The organism is Castellaniella sp. WN (genome assembly GCF_054457555.1).
Genome location: NZ_JBTKZC010000001.1, coordinates 2,002,066 through 2,017,632 on the forward strand (window position 1 = coordinate 2,002,066; position 15,567 = coordinate 2,017,632).

The following is a 15,567-nucleotide window of genomic DNA, read 5'->3' on the forward strand; positions in this document are numbered from 1 at the left end:
ATGACGAATACCGCCCAGGACATCTCTTCCCAAACGCCGGCCGCCCTCAAGGCCGAAGTCCTCTCCGAGGCCCTGCCCTACATCCGCCGCTTTCACGGCAAGACCGTCGTCATCAAGTACGGCGGCAACGCCATGACCGACGAACACCTGCAGCGCAGCTTCGCCCACGACGTGGTGCTGCTCAAGCTGGTCGGTCTGAACCCGGTGGTGGTGCACGGCGGCGGCCCGCAGATCAACAGCGCGCTCAAGCGCATCGGCAAGGAAGGCACTTTCATCCAGGGCATGCGCGTCACCGACGCCGAAACCATGGAAGTCGTCGAATGGGTGCTGGGCGGCCAGGTCCAGCAGGACATCGTCATGATGGTCAACGAGGCCGGCGGCAAGGCAGTGGGACTGACCGGAAAGGACGGCTGTCTGATCCAGGCGCGCAAGAAGCTCATGCCCGACCCCGACCACCCCGGCCAGATGCTGGACATCGGCTTCGTGGGCGACATCGAGCGCGTCGAGCCGGCCGTCGTCAAGGCGCTCCAGGACGACCAGTTCATCCCCATCATTTCGTCCATCGGCTACGGCGAGGACGGCCAGGCCTACAACATCAACGCCGACGTCGTCGCCGGCAAGATGGCCGAGGTCCTGGGCGCCGAAAAGCTCGTCATGCTGACCAACACCCCGGGGGTGCTGGACAAGAACGGCCAACTGTTGCGCAGCCTGTCGGCCCAGACGATCGACACGCTGTTCCAGGACGGCACCCTGTCGGGCGGCATGCTGCCGAAGATCTCCTCGGCGCTGGACGCCGCCCGCCACGGCGTGAATTCGGTGCACATCATCGACGGCCGCGTGCCGCACTGCCTGCTGCTGGAAATCCTGACGGATCGCGGCGTGGGCACCATGATCAGTTCGCATTGATGCCTCGCCCGGCGCCGACGAATCAGGGCGGCCCGCAGGCCGCGAGGCGGCCAGCGCGAAGCGCCAAGAGTGCCCTATGAAAGCGCCCAGCCCCTTGCGGCGCCGGCGGGCCGTCCGGCCCGACGATCCGGTCTGGCTGTTCGACCTGGACAATACCCTGCACGACGCCTCGCGCGGCATCTTCCGCGCCATCGACCGGCGCATGGGCGCCGCCGTGGCCCAGGCCTTGAGCCTGCCCCCGGACCAGGCCAATGCCCTGCGCCTGCGTTACTGGGAACGCTACGGCGCCACCGCCATCGGCCTGGCGCGCCACCACGGGGTGAACCTGCGCCAGTTCCTCGCGATCTGCCACGATTTCGACATCGCCCCGCTGGTGCACTCCGAAACCGGCCTGGCCGCCCGCCTGCGCGGCCTGCCGGGCACGCGCATCGTGCTGACCAACGCACCCGCCCATTACGCCCGCCGCGTGCTGGACGCGCTGGGGATCCTGCAGGAATTCGATGGCCTCTGGGCCATCGACCACATGATGCCCATGGGGCTGGCGCGGCCCAAGCCGTCGCCCGGCCTGATGCGCATGGTGGCCGCCCGGCTGGGCGTGCCGCCCCGCCGGATCATCCTGGTCGAAGACACCGAGCGCAACCTGAAATCCGCCCGCCAGGCCGGCATGCGCACCGTCTGGCTGTACCATCCCGGCACGCCGTTTTCCCGCCAGAGGAATGGCCGCGACCTGTACGTGGATGCGCGGATCAACCGCCTGGGGACACTGCTGCTGCGTGCCCGCGCCGGGCGCATACCGGGCAGTCCGGATCGCGCCTGAAGCGGATCGTGTGCCACTGCATGCGCAGGGCGTCGACCGACAGCAGCCGCCCGACCAGGGGCTCGCCCATGCCGGTGATCACCTTGATGGCCTCGGTCGCCTGAACGCTGCCCACCATGCCCACCAGGGGCCCCAGCACCCCCGTGGTGGCGCAGCGCAGTTCCTCGACATCGTCGGCCTCGGGGAACAGACAGTGATAGCAGGGCGCGTCCGCATCCCGCAGATCGTAGACGCTGATCTGCCCCGAGAACTTGATCGCCGCCCCCGAGACCAGGGGCTTGCGGACCATCACACAGGCGCGATTGATGGCGTGTCGGGTGGCGAAATTATCGCAGCAGTCCAGGACCACGTCGACGTCGCGGACCAGCTCCCGCAGACGGACATCGTCCAGGCGCTCGACCAGCGCCCGCACCTGGACGTCGGGATTCAGTGCGAGCAGGGCGTCCCGGCCCGATTCGGCCTTGGGCCGCCCCAGGCCGGACATGACATGCAGGATCTGGCGCTGCAAGTTGCTGAGCTCGACGACATCGTCGTCCACCAGCGTGATCCGTCCCACGCCCGCGGCGGCCAGGTACAGCGCCGCCGGAGATCCCAGGCCGCCCGCGCCGACGATGAGCGCCCGGGCCGCCAGCAGACGCTCCTGGCCCTCGATACCCAGCTCATCGAGCAGGATGTGCCGGGCATAGCGCGTCAGCCGCGCATCATCCAGGGCGGATTCGTCGCCCATCACGGGATCCTGATCAGGCCTTCCGGAGTGACGCGGTAGCGTTCGACCCCGTCGCCGGCGTCATTCAGGGTTTTTTTTTCCGCCGGGGCGGGTTTCCCGGCCGCGCCGGCCGCGGACTTGGCCGCCGCGCCGGCCGGGCTTTCCGCCTTGGCCTCGGCGCGCGCCTGCCGCACTTGATCGGGGTCGGATTTCTGGATCGGACGGCCCTGCAGGGCATTGATGGCCTGCCGCAGCTGCCAGTCGTCCGCGCCGCCGAATTCGAACATCTTGATCTCGCCCTGGACGAAGTCGCCGTCGTCCGCATCATCCGTGCCCTGGGCACCGGACTGGGTTTCCAGGTGGTGCTGCAGGTCAACCTCGCGCTGCATGCGGAACAGGTTGCCCGCGGCGCTGTCGTCCACCACATGGTCGGGGGAGACTCCCGTGTTCTGAATCGAGCGACCGCTGGGCGTATAGTAGCGCGCCGTGGTGAGCTTGATGCCCGTGTCTTTGTCCAGTTGCAGAACGGACTGCACCGAACCCTTGCCGAACGTGCGGTTGCCGATGATGCGGGCGCGCTTGTAGTCCTGCAGCGCGCCGGCCACGATTTCCGAGGCCGAGGCCGAGCCGACGTTCACCAGCACCACCAGCGGCACCGTGCGCGTCCAGGCGGGCAACTGCCCGCCGTCCTCGACGCCGTGATTGCCGTTCAGGGAACGGGCATAGAATTCCTCGTTCGAGGATGGAATGCGGCCTTTGGTGGACACGACCAGCTTGCCGGGTTCCAGGAAGGCCGATGCCACGCCGATGGCCCCGTCCAGCAGGCCGCCCGGATCGTTGCGCAGATCCAGCACCAGGCCCTTGGGCGCCTGCTTCTTCGACAGGCTGGCCAGCATCCGCACGAGATCGGAGGTGGTGCGGTCCTGGAACTGGCTGATGCGCACGTAGGCGATGTCGCCGTCGAGCATCTTGCCGCGCACGCTGCGGGTTTTGATCATTTCCCGCACGATGCGGAATTTCAGGGGCTTGGGGCTGCCGGCGCGCTGGATCGTCAGGTTGATCGGGGTGCCGGGATCGCCGCGCATTTTCTTCACGGCATCGTTCAGGCTCATGCCCTTGGTGGGCTCGCCGTCGATCTGAGTGATCAGATCGCCCGTCAGGATGCCGGCGCGCGCCGCCGGCGTGTCTTCGATCGGAGCGATGACCTTGGGCATGCCGTCCTGGGTGCCGATCTCGATGCCCAGCCCCCCGAAGCCGCCGCGCGTGATGTCCTGCATCTGCTTGTAGCCTTCCTCGTCCAGGTACACCGAGTGCGGGTCCAGGTCGGAGAACAGGCCCTTGATCGCGTCGTCGATCAGCGTCTGGTCGGGCACGGACTCGACATAGCTGGACTTGATCGCGCCGTAGACATTGGCGAACTGCTGCAATGCCTTGAGCGGAAGAGGCTCGCCCTTCTGGGCGGCCGCCGAAATGCCGAGGCTGACCAGGATCCCTCCCAGGAAACCCACCAGAATCCAGCTCAACGATCGATTGTTTCGAGTGCTCATGCACGTTCCTAAGCGATGACCGGGCCGCCGCGGTGGCGCCAGGCGCGCATCGGACGACGAATGGTACATAGTACAGAAATTAAGCGCGAAATAGTCCGCGGCGCTTTCATCCTATTTCATCCAGAGTTCCGGATTGATCGGGGCTCCGTTGTGCCGCAATTCGAAGTACAAGCCGGGCTCGACCTGGCCGCCCGTGGCCCCGACCCGCGCCACCTCGTCGCCGCGCGCCACCACGTCGCCGACCTGGCGCATCAGGGACTGGTTGTAGGCGTAGATGCTGAGGTATTGCTTGCCGTGATCGATGATCAGCAGGTTGCCGAAACCGCTCAGCCAATGGGCGAACACCACGCGACCGGCGGCCACGGCGCGCACCGGCGTGCCCGCCGCCGCGCGCAGCACGATGCCGCGCCACAGTCCGCCGTCGGGCCGCTGCGTGCCGAAACGCCCCTGGATCTCGCCCGCCACGGGACGGGGCAAGCCCTTGCCCAAGCCGGCGAAGCCTCCATCGGGCTCGGCCCGCGCGGACGTCTCGCTCCCGGATGCGGCCTCCTTGGGCGCCTCGTCCCCCGACGGCTCCACCCGGGCCGGGGGCCGCTCCGGCGCGGCCTCGTCCGGTTGCGACGCTCGGGCCTCGTCTTCCCGCATGTGACGCTCGGCCTGCTCGCGCACATGGCGCGCCTGCTCGGCGGCGCGGGCGCGCTCCTGCTCACGGCGGGCCTTCTCGGCCCTGGCGCGCTCGGCCTGCTCGCGCGCACGGCGCTCGGCCTCGGCCTTCAGGGCCGCCTGGCGCCGGGCCTCGGCCCGGGCGATCTCGGCATCCAGGTCCTTGATCAGGCTGCCCAGGCGCGCATCGCGCGCCTGGAGCTGCCTGGCCTGGCCACGCTCGTCGTCCAGCCGGGCCCTGATCTTTTCCAGCACTTCGCGGCGCTGCGCCTGCCGGGTCTGCAGTTCCTCGCGGCGCTTCCGGACGTCGGCCCGCACCGCGTCGAGTTCCCGGCGACTGTCGCCGGCCTGTCGCCGCAGGTCGGCCAGCCGGTCCAGCGTGGCCCGCAAGGCGTCGAGCGCCTGGGTGCGGGACCGGGTGACGTAGGCCAGCCAGGCCAGCTCGCGACCGATCTCCTGGGGATCGCGCCCCGACAGAAGCGCGGTCCAGGGCGACAGTCCACTGGCGTACTGGGCGCGCAACTGGTCTGCCAGGGCTTTCTGCTGACGCTCGAGTTCCTCGGACTGCTGACCGCTGGTCGTGTCCAGCCGGCGCAGGGTGTCCCGCAGCACGGTCTCGCGCCGGTCCAGTTCAGCCAGTTCGCGACTGATGTCCGAAATCGCCTGTTCGGAGACCTGCAGCGCGCGGCTGGCGTCCTCGCGCGAGGATTCCGAGGATTCGATGCGCTTCTGCAGCGCATCGATCTGCTCGCGCAAAGCGGCCCGGTCCTCGCGGGCGCGCGCCTGCCGGGATTCCAGGCCGGACTGCGCCCCGGCCGCCTGGCAGGCCAGGACAGCCGCCAGGCACAGGACGGACACCGGCCACCCGAGCGCGCGCATCCGGCGCAGGCCGCGCGAGCGCGGGCGCCCGCCCGTCCGGACGATGATGTTCATGATCGGATGCCTGGGACCGGTGGACGCTAGACCGCCTTCGCCTTGCCCTGGTTGGCGACCGCCTGCATGGCGGCTCGGATCTGCTCCTCGTCGCCCAGGTAATAGTGGCGCAGGGGACGCAGCTCGTCGTCCAGCTCATAGACCAGTGGCTGGCCGGTCGGGATGTTCAGGCCGATGATGTCCTCGTCCGAGATCCCGTCCAGGTGCTTGATCAGGGCACGCAGGCTGTTGCCGTGAGCCGAGACCAGCACCCGACGCCCGGAACGGATGGCGGGCGCGATGGATTCGCTCCAGAAGGGCACCACGCGGGCCACCGTGTCGCGCAGGCATTCCGTGGCCGGCAGCTCGCCTGCCGGCACCCGGCGGTAGCGGGCGTCGAAGCGCGGGTGGCGCGGATCGTCCTCGGCCAGGGGTTCGGGAGCGATCGCGTAGGCGCGGCGCCATTGCAGCACCTGGGCCTCGCCGTAGCGGGCGGCCGTCTCGGCCTTGTTCAGGCCCTGCAGCGCGCCGTAGTGGCGCTCGTTCAGCCGCCAGTGCAGGCCGATAGGCGTATACATGGCGTCCATGGCGTCCAGCGCGATCCACAAGGTGCGGATGGCGCGCTTGAGCACCGACGCGTAGGCCAGGTCGAATTCATAGCCCTGCGCGCGCAGCAGTTCCCCCGCCTGGCGCGCCTGCTCGCGGCCGGTGTCGGTGAGGTCCACATCGGTCCAGCCCGTGAAGCGATTTTCGAGATTCCATTGGCTTTCGCCATGGCGCATGAGTACCAGTTTGTGCATGTTCGCAAGCTCGCAAAGTCCAAAACTGCCGACCATTTTATAATCCCCGGGCATTTGTTTTTTTTACCGCCGTTACAGGACAGGAATCGCCGTGGACTTCTTACTCAGCCAGAACAACCTCTGGATTCTGCTCATCGCCCTGGCTTCCGGGGCTCTGCTGCTGTGGCCCAGCCTGTCCAGGGGCCGCTCGACGGGGCGCGTGGCCCTGGCCGAGGCCATCCGCCTGGTCAACCAGGAACACGGCCAGTTCGTGGACGTGCGACCCGCCGATCAGTTCAAGACCGGCGCCATTCCCCAGGCCCGCAACATCCCCCTGGACACGCTGGAATCGCACGTCAACAGCCTGCCCAAGGACAAGCCCATCGTCCTCGTGGACGCCCATGGGCGCGACGGCGCCAAGGCCGTGGCCCAATTGCGCAAGCACGGCTTCGATCGGGTATCCTGCCTCGACGGCGGACTGAGCGCCTGGACCGAAGGCAGTCTGCCCCTGAAAAAATCCTGACCGGAATCTTCTTCCCATGGCCCAAGTCACCATGTACTGCACCTCCGTGTGCCCCTATTGCGTCCGCGCCGAAATGCTGCTCAAGCAACGCGGCATCAGCGAGATCCACAAGATCTTCATCGACCGCGATCCATCCCAGCGCGCCATCATGATGGAACGCACCGGCCGGCGCACCGTGCCCCAGATCTACATCGACGAGCGCCACATCGGCGGCTTCGACGATCTCTCGGCCCTGGACCGCGCCGGCGGCCTGCTGCCCCTGCTGCAGGCCTGATCCCGGGCGGCCCCGACCGTCTCCCCACCCCTCACCCCGGAATCCCTTCCATGTCCGACGAAAACCACACCCAGAACGGCCAGGCCCCCAGCTTCGGTCTGCAGCGCACCTACGTCAAAGACCTGTCGCTGGAAATGCCCAACGCCCCGGAAATCTTCCTCGAGCAGGAAGGCCCGACCGTCGAGGTCTCCATCCAGGTCGGCGGCCAGCAGCTGGCGGAATCCGTATTCGAATCCACCGTGACCGCCACGGTGACCACGCGCATCGGCGACAAGGTCCTGTACCTGGTCGAACTCTGCCAGGCCGGCATCTTCGAGGCCGCCAACATCCCGGCCGAACAGCTCGATCCGCTGCTGGGCATCGTCTGCCCGACCATGCTCTACCCCTACCTGCGCGCCAACGTCGCCGACGCGATCACGCGCACTTCGATGCCGCCGCTGCACCTGAGCGAAATGAACTTCCAGGCCCTGTACGAACAGCGCCTGGCGCAGCAGCCGGACGCGCGAGCCCAGGACGAGGACTCCGGTCTGATCCTGCCCCCCGGCGCGCGCAACTGATCGGCGAGGCTCGCACGTCATGGCGCCGGTCCGGCTTTGCGTCCTGGGAGCGGGCAACTGGGGCACCGCCCTGGCGGCCCTCGCCAGCGCCCGGTCCGACACCCTGATCTGGGCCCGCGATCCGGATCAGGCGCAAGCCATCGACCAGCGGCACATCAATCCGCGCCACCTGCCCGACATCGTCCTGCCGCCCGCCCTGCGGGCGACCGGCGACTTCGACGCCGCGCTGGCGCATGTGCTGGACGGCCCCGATCCGGCCGACCGCCTGATCGTGCTGGGCGTGCCCATGTCAGGCCTGGCCGACGTCTGCCGGCGCATCGCGCGGGCGCTGCCGGCCCGCGCCCCCGACGCTCCGCCGGTCCACCTCCTGTGGACCTGCAAGGGCATCAGCCCCGACACGCGTCAATGGCCGCATCAGATCATCGCCGAGGCGCTGCCCGGCATCGCCTGGCTGCGCACGGGCGTGCTGTCCGGCCCGTCCTTCGCCCGCGAAGTGGCCCAGGGCCTGCCGGTCGCCCTGACGGTCGCCAGCCGCGATCCGGACACCGGCCGCGCCGCCCAGGCGGCCTTCCACGGCACCCAGGCGCGCATCTACAGCACCCGCGACATCATGGGGGTGGAAGTCGGCGGCGCATTGAAGAACGTCATGGCCATCGCCTGCGGCATCGGCGACGGCCTGCGGCTGGGCACCAACGCGCGGGCCGCCCTGATCACGCGCGGGCTGGCGGAAATCCAGCGCCTGGGCGTGGCGCTGGGGGGCCAGGCGGATACCTTCATCGGCCTGACGGGGCTGGGCGACCTGGTCCTGACCGCCACCGGAGAGTTGTCCCGCAATCGCCAGGTGGGCGTCGCCATCGGCCAGGGCCGGTCGCTGGACGACATCCTGGCGGGCGGCATGACCGCCGAAGGGGTGCGCTGCGCGCGCGCCGCTCAGGCCCTGGGCCGGGAACACGGGCTGGACCTGCCCATCACCGACGCCGTCTGCGGCGTGCTGTTCGACGGCATCGCCCCGCCCCAGGCCGTGGCGGCGTTGCTCGCGCGCGATCCGCGCGACGAATAACGCAGGCCCCCTGCCTTGGGCGAAACCGCGTCGTGGATTCGCCTGACCCTGAACTGACCCCCAGAAGTTGGACGGTCACAGATTAGGCGGCCAAGGCCTGAGCTCGGTATTGCACCGGACTCAGGCCTTTTAGCTTGGTTCTGATGCGGTCATGATTGCATCATTGATATTGACGTTATCCCTGATTCCATACGGATTGGGATCACCCATATTTGGCCAGTTATCGGACCTCTTGAAGACACGGAAGCGCTTTATTTGGATTTCCTCCCTTGTCAACATGGCCGCATGGCTCTGGCTGCTATTGGTACCGACCAGTGGATTCACGGAAAGCCTCATTTGCTTTCTGGCGTTGGGTATTTCCAGCGGCGCCCAGGTGGCTGTCGCATTTGCGGCTGTGAAGGAAACCGTTCATGCGGATACTTTGGGATCCGCAATCGCTTTCGTCAACATGGGGGTATTTCTGGTGACAGCCATCATTCAGACCGCATATGGCTGGATGATTTCACTGGATGGCGCCAACGCCATTTCCGGGACCATATACCGATCGTCTCTCTGACTCCCTGCTTGCCTGAGCGCGATAGGTTTCTTTACAGCCATGTGGATTAAGGAGACATACCCTTCTGTACATCAAATACCGCCGGCGTAGCCGGCCTGCCGCCAGGCCTCGAAGACCGTCACCGCCACGGCGTTCGACAGGTTCAGGCTGCGCTGTTCCGGCTGCATGGGCAGGCGGATCCGCTGCGCCGGGGGAAAGACGGCCAGTTGCCCGGCCGACAGGCCGGCGGTTTCCCGGCCGAACACAAATACGTCTCCCGGCTGGAACGCACGGCCGCCGATCAAGGATGAGCCGCGCGTGGTCAGCGCAAAGCGCCGCGACGGATCGCCGCCGATCGCCGCCAGCGCCTCGTCCAGGCCGTCATGCACCCGCATGCGCGCCCACTCGTGGTAATCCAGCCCCGCCCGCCGCATGCGCGCGTCATCCAGGGTGAAGCCCAGCGGCCGCACCAGATGCAAAAAGGCGCCGGTATTGGCCGCCAGGCGGATCACATTACCGGTGTTGGGGGGGATTTCGGGTTCGACGAGGACGATGTGGAACATGAATCTTGCTGTTGAAAAGAAAACTCAGGCATGAACTTCCAGCCTCTGCCAAGGCACGATTTTCGCCAATTGCACCGCAAGCGCATCCTTGGCTTTTTCCGTGTCGAAACGCGCTTGCCCCTGCAGCCAATAGCCGTCAGACAGGCCAAAAAAACGGCACAGACGCAAATCGGTATCCGCCGTGATGGCACGGCGACCTGCCACGATTTCGCCGATGCGCTGCGGCGGCACACCAATTTCCTTGGCCAGCCGGTAGTTGCTGATGCCGAGCGGCAGCAGAAATTCCTCGCGCAAAATTTCACCAGGATGAACGGGTGCGAGTTTATTGAGCATGATCGTTCTCCATCAATGGTAATCCACGATCTCGACACCTTCCGCACCCGCCGCTGTCCAGGAAAAACACACGCGCCATTGATCGTTGATGCGGATGCTCCATCCTCCACCCCGATCGCCGTCGAGCTTTTCCAACCGGTTTCCCGGCGGGATGCGAAGATCGTCCAGCCGTCCGGCCATGTGCAATTGTTCAAGCTTGCGCCGCGCCACAGCCTGAATATTGGCAAAGCGGGCAACAGGCCGCCGCGCAAACAGATCCTGCGTGTCCCGGCAGCGGAAGGATTGAATGGGCATGACCTGAGAGTATATTAACGCCGCACGTTATTCACGGCAAACGTTATTAATTCATCATGAACGCATCGATCCGGGCGCGGTGGTCCACGGCCCGGGCCAGCACCCAGCCCTCGACGTGCACGGCGCCGGCGTCCTTCAGCGCCGCCGCCACCGCGCGCAGCGTCGCGCCCGTGGTCAGCACGTCGTCCACCACCGCGATCCGCCGGCCCTGCGCGCCGTCCGGCACGCCGCAGACGAAGGCCCCGGTCTGGGCCCGCAGGCGCAACGCGCGGTCCCGGCCCACCTGCCGGGATCCCTCGCGCACCCGCCGCACTCCGTCCAGACGGCAGCGCAAGCCCAGCCGCCGGGCCAGCAGGCGGGCCACTTCGGCCGGCGGGCTGAAGCCGCGCCGCAGCAGCGCCTCGCGCCGGGCCGGCACCGGCACGACCCAGTCCGGCATTTCCGCCCGCGTCCCGGCGGCGCACACCGCCTGTTCCAGCCGATCCGCCAGCAGGCCCGCCAGGGACAGGCGGCAGCGGATCTTGTAGTCATGAATCAGATCCCGGCCCAGGTCGGCGTAGTCGAACGCCGCCACGACGCGGTCGTAGGCGGGCAGGTCCGGGCCGCAGTCGGGACAGCGCCCCCCGGCCAGCGGATGCGCGCAGCGCCGGCAGCGCGGCCGCGCGGCATCCGGCCGCAGGCGCGCCAGGCAGCCGGGGCACAACCCCTGTCCGCCCATGCGCCGGCCACAGCCCGGGCAGTCGGCCGGGATCCAGTCGCGCCAGCGGTCGATCGGCAGATGCAGCATAATGGCGTGTCCTTCCGCAGGAAACCTCCATCACAGCATGCTTCGGGCCGCCCCGGAGCCGGCCTTGATCGTTTATGCCACAGCTTCCCCGTCTGCCCATCGACCCCCAGGCCGTGACGCGCCAGTTCGCCCGGCGCGCGCCCCTGGACGCCCCGCAGTTCCTGTATGGGGAAATCGCCCAGCGCATGCTGCGCCGCCTGAGCTACATCCGCATCGCCCCGCACGACATCCTGGACGCGGGCTGCGGCGCCGCCCATGCGCTGGATCCGCTGCGCGCCCGCTACCCCGACCAGCGCTACCTCGGCCTGGACGCCTGCGGCGCGCTGCTGGACACGGCGCGCGAACGCTATGCCGCCAAGCCCGGCTTCTGGCACCGGCTGCGCAACAAGCCCACGCCGGCCGCCGATTTCCGGCAGGCCGACCTGGCCGAGACCGGCCTGCCCGACGAAAGCCTGGACCTGGTCTGGTCGAACCTGGCCCTGCACTGGCACCCGGAACCCCATCTGGTGCTGCAGGAATGGCGCCGCGTCCTGCGCAACGACGCGCTGGCGATGTATTCCAGCCTGGGGCCCGGCACCTTCCGAGAACTGCGCGACGCCCTGGCCGAGGCCGATCCGGACACGCGGCCCATGGAATTCGTGGACATGCACGACTTCGGCGACCTGATGCTGCAGGTCGGCTTCGCCGATCCCGTCATGGACCAGGAAATCATCACCCTGACCTACAAGACCGCCGACAAGCTGCTGGAAGACGTGCGCGCCCTGGGCGGCAACCCTCATCCCGAACGCCGCCGCGGCCTGCCCGGCCGCGCCTGGCGCGAACGCCTGATCCACGCCCTGGAGCGCCGCCGCCATGCCGACGGCACGATCCACCTGAGCCTCGAAGTCGCCTACGGCCACGCCTGGCGCGTCGCCGCGCGGCGCGGCGTGTTCGGCGACCTGCCCGTGACCACCTTCAAGCGCGCCCGGCCGCTGGAAGCCGGCAAGCCGCCCCCGCGCGTGGTGCCGCGCAAGCCGGACGGGGAAGGCTAGCACGAGCGGGTCTCAAGGTCTGTTCAGCCGCCTGTGCAGCAGGCTTCGCAGATCCCGACGGACATCGCAGACGATATGAATGTAGAACCCGTCATCCGCGATCTCGTAGACGATGCGGTTCATGCCGGCAATGATCTGCCGGTACTGGGGCAGACCCAATTCGGCCAGTTCGTCCGGCAGGCCGCCGACGAAAGGAAACGCTTCGGCGGCTCGCACCGCCACCCGGATATCATCAAGGGCTTCCCGCCAGGTTTTCGCTCCGAATTTGCGCGACAGGTAACGGCGCAGTTCCCGCAGGTCGGCTTCGGCACCGGACAAAATGTTCTGGTCTAATTCTGGTGGACACCTCGATAGGGGATAATCCTTCCCAACGAGAGCCAGCAAGATATGACCCGTATTCGTAGAAGTTTTGACGCCGCCTTCAAGCTCCAAGTGGCGCAGATGATCCGAGAGCAAGGCCTGAGCGTGGGCCAGGTTTGTCGCGATCTGGACCTGATTGACAGCGCAGTGCGCCGCTGGCTGGCCCAGTACGACGCCGAACAATCAGGCCAGGTCGGGATCGGCAAGCCGCTGACGCCCGAGCAGCAGCGCATCCGCGAGTTGGAGCGTGAGAACCTGCGACTGCGCGAGGACGTATCACTGCTAAAAAAAGCATCGGCCTTCTTCGCCCGGGAACTGAAGTGATCCAGAAACTGATCGATCAGTGGCAGAAGAAGGCCAGCACTGCCCGTCTGTGCCGGTTGTTGGGTGTCAGCCGCTCTGGCCTGTATGCTGCCCGCCACCGGCAGCAAGCGCCGCGAGCCTGTGCATTGAGTACGCCCCTGCAAGCCGCCTTCCTGGCCAGCGGTGGCAACTACGGCAGCCGTCGGCTGTCTGCGGCGTTGAAGGCTCAGGGTCTGGACGTCGGCCGTTACCGTGTCCGTGGGTTGATGAAACAGCACGGCCTGCGGGCGCGCTGGAGGCGTAAGTTCGTCCACACCACCGACAGCCGACATGATCTGCCGGTGGCCGCCAACATCCTGGATCGGCGCTTCAATCCCAGGGCGCCTGACCAAGCCTGGGTGGCTGACATCACCTACATCCGCACTGGGCGCGGCTGGCTGTATCTGGCTGCTGTGCTGGACTTGTACTCGCGCAAGGTCGTCGGCTGGGCGATGGCGCCCAGCATGCCTGCTGAGCTCGTATGTGCGGCCTTGCGCATGGCCATCGCACTGCGCCAGCCCGCGCCCGGCCTGATTGTGCATACCGACCGTGGCAGTCAGTACGCCAGCCAGGCCCACCGGGATCTGTTGGATCGTCACGGCTTGATTGCCAGCATGAGCCGCAAGGGAAACTGTTGGGATAACGCCGTGATGGAACGCTTCTTCCTGAATTTGAAGATGGAGCGAGTCTGGCAACGAAACTACGCCAACCCCGCTGAGGCAGTCACTGACATCAACCACTACATCGTCGGCTTTTACAACACCCATCGGCTGCACTCCACTCTCGGATACCGATCACCAACCGACTACGAGAAAGCCACTACCTGAAACGCCCTATCGCGGTGTCCACAAAAACTTGACCACGACAAAAAGACGGCTTTCACACGCCAGCCTCGTCTTCCCGATCCAGGTCGGCGAAGACGTCTTCGGCGGTGCGCCAGCGGCCCTCGTCGATATCCCGACGGCCCATGGCCAGCAGCTTCAGCAACGCCAGGGCCTGCTCATTCTGCTCGTAGACCGCCACATCCATCAAGACCAGCCTGGCCTCTCCATTCTGAGTGATCAGCATGGGCTCGCCGGTCTCGGCCACGTCCCGGGCGATCTCGGCAGCATGGGATTTCAGGTAACTGATCGGTCGGACGTGCGTGGCAAGCTTCATGGGCACCTCCTGATAAAAAACGCCCCATCAGGGAAGAATATAGACTGAATTCAGTCCCACGAGAAGCTTGCCATCAGGCTCAGACCGGCACGCCGTACAGATCGTATTCGTCCGCGTCCTCGATGCGCACCTGGACCAGGTCGCCCGGCGCGCGGCCGGCGGCGTCGCGCAGCAGCACGCTGCCGTCGATTTCCGGGGCGTCGGCCATGGACCGCGCGGTGGCGCCGCCTTCGGTGTCGACCTCGTCCACCAGCACCGTCAGGGTGCGGCCGACCTTCGCCGCCAGACGCTGCGTGGAAATCGCCTGCTGGTGCGCCATGAAGCGCTCCCAGCGTTCGGCCTTGACCTCGTCGGGCACCGGATCGGCCAGCTCGTTGGCGCGCGCGCCTTCGACCGGGGAATACTGGAAACAACCGACGCGGTCGAGCCGGGCTTCCGTCATCCAGTCCAGCAGGTACTGGAAGTCTTCCTCCGTCTCGCCCGGAAAGCCGACGATGAAGGTGGAGCGCAGGGTCAGGTCCGGACAGGCTTCGCGCCACTGGCGGATGCGGGCCAGGGTGCGGTCCTCGAAGGCGGGACGCTTCATGGCCCGCAGGATGCGCGGGCTGGCGTGCTGGAAGGGAATGTCCAGGTAGGGCAGGATGCGGCCTTCCGCCATCAGAGGGATCAGTTCGTCCACATGCGGGTAGGGATAGACGTAATGCATGCGCACCCACACGCCGAACTCTCCCAGGGCGCGTGCCAGCGCGGTCAACTGCGTCTTGACCGGGCGCCCGTCCCAGAAGCCGGTGCGGTACTTGACGTCCACCCCGTAGGCGCTGGTGTCCTGGGAAATCACCAGCAGTTCCCTCACGCCGGCGTCCACCAGGCGGCGAGCCTCGCCCAGTACGTCGCCGATCGAGCGGCTGACCAGGCGGCCACGCATGGACGGGATGATGCAGAAGCTGCAGTTGTGGTTGCAGCCTTCGGAAATCTTCAGATATGCGTAGTGACGCGGCGTCAGGCGGACGCCCTGGGGCGGCACCAGGTCCACATAAGGATCGTGCGGGCGCTCGTGCGGGGCGGCCTCGTGCACGGCGCGCACCACCTGCTCGTACTGCTGGGGACCGGTGACCGCCAGCACCGCCGGATGCACGGTGCGGATCATGTCGGCCTCCACGCCCAGGCACCCGGTGACGATGACCTTGCCGTTCTCGACGATGGCCTCGCCGATGGCGTCCAGGGATTCGGCCTTGGCGCTGTCGATGAAGCCACAAGTGTTGACCACGACGACGTCGGCCCCCTCGTAGTCCGGGCTGATGGTGTAGCCGTCGGTGCGCAGCTGGGTCAGGATGCGCTCGGAATCGACCAGGGCTTTGGGACAGCCCAGGCTGACGAAACCGACGCGGGGGGATTGGCTCATGGGGGATACTCGGTGGAA

Annotated in this window: 20 protein-coding genes and 1 pseudogene; 9 read left to right on the forward strand and 12 right to left on the reverse strand. The window is 67.1% G+C overall.

From position 1 onward, the window contains the following. Window positions 1-906, forward strand: a complete 906-nt coding sequence (gene argB / locus ACTPOE_RS09315) for an acetylglutamate kinase (protein WP_458871933.1) — start codon at window positions 1-3, stop codon at window positions 904-906. 76 nt (window positions 907-982) lie between these two features. Further along, window positions 983-1,723: a pyrimidine 5'-nucleotidase gene (locus ACTPOE_RS09320; RefSeq protein WP_458871934.1), complete on the forward strand. Its 741-nt coding sequence runs from the start codon at window positions 983-985 to the stop codon at window positions 1,721-1,723. On the opposite strand, the gene ACTPOE_RS09325 is transcribed toward ACTPOE_RS09320, so the two are convergent. The 4 genes from ACTPOE_RS09325 to gpmA form a co-directional block, all read right to left on the reverse strand. Then, window positions 1,653-2,432 carry a HesA/MoeB/ThiF family protein gene (locus tag ACTPOE_RS09325; RefSeq protein ID WP_458872798.1) on the reverse strand — a complete coding sequence of 260 codons (780 nt, stop codon included), beginning with the start codon at window positions 2,430-2,432 and terminating at the stop codon, window positions 1,653-1,655. The two genes, ACTPOE_RS09320 and ACTPOE_RS09325, sit on opposite strands and share 71 nt — an antisense overlap. Before the next feature lie 17 nt (window positions 2,433-2,449). Then, window positions 2,450-3,976 (reverse strand): S41 family peptidase, encoded by a 1,527-nt coding sequence (locus ACTPOE_RS09330; protein ID WP_458871936.1) that lies wholly within the window; start codon window positions 3,974-3,976, stop codon window positions 2,450-2,452. Window positions 3,977-4,087: 111 nt separating this feature from the next. Further along, the gene (locus tag ACTPOE_RS09335) at window positions 4,088-5,572 is read right to left on the reverse strand and encodes a murein hydrolase activator EnvC family protein (protein WP_458871937.1); all 1,485 of its coding nucleotides are present in this window, start codon (window positions 5,570-5,572) and stop codon (window positions 4,088-4,090) included. 26 nt (window positions 5,573-5,598) lie between these two features. Further along, the gene (gene gpmA, locus ACTPOE_RS09340; protein WP_458871938.1) at window positions 5,599-6,351 is read right to left on the reverse strand and encodes a 2,3-diphosphoglycerate-dependent phosphoglycerate mutase; all 753 of its coding nucleotides are present in this window, start codon (window positions 6,349-6,351) and stop codon (window positions 5,599-5,601) included. 91 nt (window positions 6,352-6,442) lie between these two features. On the opposite strand from gpmA, the gene ACTPOE_RS09345 reads away from it, so the two are divergent. The 4 genes from ACTPOE_RS09345 to ACTPOE_RS09360 are packed head-to-tail and all read left to right on the forward strand — an operon-like array spanning window position 6,443 to window position 8,744. Then, the gene (locus ACTPOE_RS09345) at window positions 6,443-6,853 is read left to right on the forward strand and encodes a rhodanese-like domain-containing protein (RefSeq protein WP_458871939.1); all 411 of its coding nucleotides are present in this window, start codon (window positions 6,443-6,445) and stop codon (window positions 6,851-6,853) included. 16 nt (window positions 6,854-6,869) lie between these two features. Then, window positions 6,870-7,127: a glutaredoxin 3 gene (grxC, locus tag ACTPOE_RS09350; RefSeq protein ID WP_458871940.1), complete on the forward strand. Its 258-nt coding sequence runs from the start codon at window positions 6,870-6,872 to the stop codon at window positions 7,125-7,127. Window positions 7,128-7,177: 50 nt separating this feature from the next. Next, window positions 7,178-7,684, forward strand: a complete 507-nt coding sequence (secB, locus tag ACTPOE_RS09355; RefSeq protein WP_458871941.1) for a protein-export chaperone SecB — start codon at window positions 7,178-7,180, stop codon at window positions 7,682-7,684. A gap of 19 nt (window positions 7,685-7,703) precedes the next feature. After that, the gene (locus ACTPOE_RS09360) at window positions 7,704-8,744 is read left to right on the forward strand and encodes an NAD(P)H-dependent glycerol-3-phosphate dehydrogenase (RefSeq protein WP_458871942.1); all 1,041 of its coding nucleotides are present in this window, start codon (window positions 7,704-7,706) and stop codon (window positions 8,742-8,744) included. Window positions 8,745-8,826: 82 nt separating this feature from the next. Here ACTPOE_RS09360 and ACTPOE_RS09365 read toward each other — a convergent pair. Then, window positions 8,827-8,901 (reverse strand): annotated as a pseudogene (locus ACTPOE_RS09365) (IS3 family transposase); the annotation flags it as partial. Between ACTPOE_RS09365 and ACTPOE_RS09370 the strand changes: the two are divergent. Beyond that, on the forward strand, window positions 8,896-9,300 hold the full coding sequence (locus ACTPOE_RS09370; RefSeq protein ID WP_458871943.1) for an MFS transporter: 405 nt from the start codon (window positions 8,896-8,898) through the stop codon (window positions 9,298-9,300). The pseudogene ACTPOE_RS09365 and the gene ACTPOE_RS09370 sit on opposite strands and share 6 nt — an antisense overlap. A 71-nt stretch (window positions 9,301-9,371) precedes the next feature. Here the strand turns inward: ACTPOE_RS09370 and ACTPOE_RS09375 are convergent, their stop codons facing one another. The 4 genes from ACTPOE_RS09375 to ACTPOE_RS09390 are packed head-to-tail and all read right to left on the reverse strand — an operon-like array spanning window position 9,372 to window position 11,256. Then, window positions 9,372-9,842, reverse strand: coding sequence for a tRNA (cytidine(34)-2'-O)-methyltransferase (locus tag ACTPOE_RS09375; protein WP_458871944.1), 471 nt, complete (start codon window positions 9,840-9,842; stop codon window positions 9,372-9,374). Between the two features lie 24 nt (window positions 9,843-9,866). Further along, window positions 9,867-10,175: a HigA family addiction module antitoxin gene (locus ACTPOE_RS09380; RefSeq protein WP_458871946.1), complete on the reverse strand. Its 309-nt coding sequence runs from the start codon at window positions 10,173-10,175 to the stop codon at window positions 9,867-9,869. 12 nt (window positions 10,176-10,187) lie between these two features. Continuing rightward, window positions 10,188-10,469 carry a type II toxin-antitoxin system RelE/ParE family toxin gene (locus ACTPOE_RS09385; protein ID WP_458871947.1) on the reverse strand — a complete coding sequence of 94 codons (282 nt, stop codon included), beginning with the start codon at window positions 10,467-10,469 and terminating at the stop codon, window positions 10,188-10,190. 46 nt (window positions 10,470-10,515) lie between these two features. Continuing rightward, window positions 10,516-11,256 carry a phosphoribosyltransferase family protein gene (locus ACTPOE_RS09390; RefSeq protein WP_458871948.1) on the reverse strand — a complete coding sequence of 247 codons (741 nt, stop codon included), beginning with the start codon at window positions 11,254-11,256 and terminating at the stop codon, window positions 10,516-10,518. A 74-nt stretch (window positions 11,257-11,330) separates the two neighbouring features. Between ACTPOE_RS09390 and ACTPOE_RS09395 the strand changes: the two genes are divergently transcribed. Continuing rightward, window positions 11,331-12,287, forward strand: a complete 957-nt coding sequence (locus ACTPOE_RS09395; RefSeq protein ID WP_458871949.1) for a methyltransferase domain-containing protein — start codon at window positions 11,331-11,333, stop codon at window positions 12,285-12,287. Window positions 12,288-12,299: 12 nt separating this feature from the next. On the opposite strand, the gene ACTPOE_RS09400 is transcribed toward ACTPOE_RS09395, so the two are convergent. Further along, the gene (locus ACTPOE_RS09400) at window positions 12,300-12,719 is read right to left on the reverse strand and encodes a type II toxin-antitoxin system RelE/ParE family toxin (protein WP_458871950.1); all 420 of its coding nucleotides are present in this window, start codon (window positions 12,717-12,719) and stop codon (window positions 12,300-12,302) included. Here ACTPOE_RS09400 and ACTPOE_RS09405 point away from each other — a divergent pair. After that, window positions 12,675-13,816 (forward strand): IS3 family transposase gene (locus tag ACTPOE_RS09405; protein ID WP_458871239.1). Its coding sequence is split into 2 segments (ribosomal slippage): window positions 12,675-12,942 and window positions 12,942-13,816, totalling 1,143 coding nucleotides; the frame shifts between segments, so codons are not numbered across the junction. The two genes, ACTPOE_RS09400 and ACTPOE_RS09405, sit on opposite strands and share 45 nt — an antisense overlap. A gap of 52 nt (window positions 13,817-13,868) precedes the next feature. Here ACTPOE_RS09405 and ACTPOE_RS09410 read toward each other — a convergent pair. Beyond that, the gene (locus ACTPOE_RS09410) at window positions 13,869-14,147 is read right to left on the reverse strand and encodes a type II toxin-antitoxin system Phd/YefM family antitoxin (RefSeq protein ID WP_458871951.1); all 279 of its coding nucleotides are present in this window, start codon (window positions 14,145-14,147) and stop codon (window positions 13,869-13,871) included. Between the two features lie 79 nt (window positions 14,148-14,226). Continuing rightward, entirely contained in the window at window positions 14,227-15,549 is a 1,323-nt protein-coding gene (rimO, locus tag ACTPOE_RS09415) for a 30S ribosomal protein S12 methylthiotransferase RimO (protein WP_458871953.1), read from the reverse strand. Window positions 15,550-15,567: the final 18 nt, after the last annotated feature.

What these genes read in the sequence shown, in the direction of transcription:
- argB (WP_458871933.1), top strand. Translation starts at nt 1, where the DNA reads ATGACGAATACCGCCCAGGACATCTCTTCCCAAACGCCGGCCGCCCTC.
- ACTPOE_RS09320 (WP_458871934.1), top strand. Translation starts at nt 983, where the DNA reads ATGAAAGCGCCCAGCCCCTTGCGGCGCCGGCGGGCCGTCCGGCCCGAC.
- ACTPOE_RS09330 (WP_458871936.1), bottom strand. Translation starts at nt 3,976, where the DNA reads ATGAGCACTCGAAACAATCGATCGTTGAGCTGGATTCTGGTGGGTTTC.
- ACTPOE_RS09335 (WP_458871937.1), bottom strand. Translation starts at nt 5,572, where the DNA reads ATGAACATCATCGTCCGGACGGGCGGGCGCCCGCGCTCGCGCGGCCTG.
- gpmA (WP_458871938.1), bottom strand. Translation starts at nt 6,351, where the DNA reads ATGCACAAACTGGTACTCATGCGCCATGGCGAAAGCCAATGGAATCTC.
- grxC (WP_458871940.1), top strand. Translation starts at nt 6,870, where the DNA reads ATGGCCCAAGTCACCATGTACTGCACCTCCGTGTGCCCCTATTGCGTC.
- secB (WP_458871941.1), top strand. Translation starts at nt 7,178, where the DNA reads ATGTCCGACGAAAACCACACCCAGAACGGCCAGGCCCCCAGCTTCGGT.
- ACTPOE_RS09360 (WP_458871942.1), top strand. Translation starts at nt 7,704, where the DNA reads ATGGCGCCGGTCCGGCTTTGCGTCCTGGGAGCGGGCAACTGGGGCACC.
- ACTPOE_RS09370 (WP_458871943.1), top strand. Translation starts at nt 8,896, where the DNA reads ATGATTGCATCATTGATATTGACGTTATCCCTGATTCCATACGGATTG.
- ACTPOE_RS09375 (WP_458871944.1), bottom strand. Translation starts at nt 9,842, where the DNA reads ATGTTCCACATCGTCCTCGTCGAACCCGAAATCCCCCCCAACACCGGT.
- ACTPOE_RS09380 (WP_458871946.1), bottom strand. Translation starts at nt 10,175, where the DNA reads ATGCTCAATAAACTCGCACCCGTTCATCCTGGTGAAATTTTGCGCGAG.
- ACTPOE_RS09385 (WP_458871947.1), bottom strand. Translation starts at nt 10,469, where the DNA reads ATGCCCATTCAATCCTTCCGCTGCCGGGACACGCAGGATCTGTTTGCG.
- ACTPOE_RS09390 (WP_458871948.1), bottom strand. Translation starts at nt 11,256, where the DNA reads ATGCTGCATCTGCCGATCGACCGCTGGCGCGACTGGATCCCGGCCGAC.
- ACTPOE_RS09395 (WP_458871949.1), top strand. Translation starts at nt 11,331, where the DNA reads ATGCCACAGCTTCCCCGTCTGCCCATCGACCCCCAGGCCGTGACGCGC.
- ACTPOE_RS09410 (WP_458871951.1), bottom strand. Translation starts at nt 14,147, where the DNA reads ATGAAGCTTGCCACGCACGTCCGACCGATCAGTTACCTGAAATCCCAT.
- rimO (WP_458871953.1), bottom strand. Translation starts at nt 15,549, where the DNA reads ATGAGCCAATCCCCCCGCGTCGGTTTCGTCAGCCTGGGCTGTCCCAAA.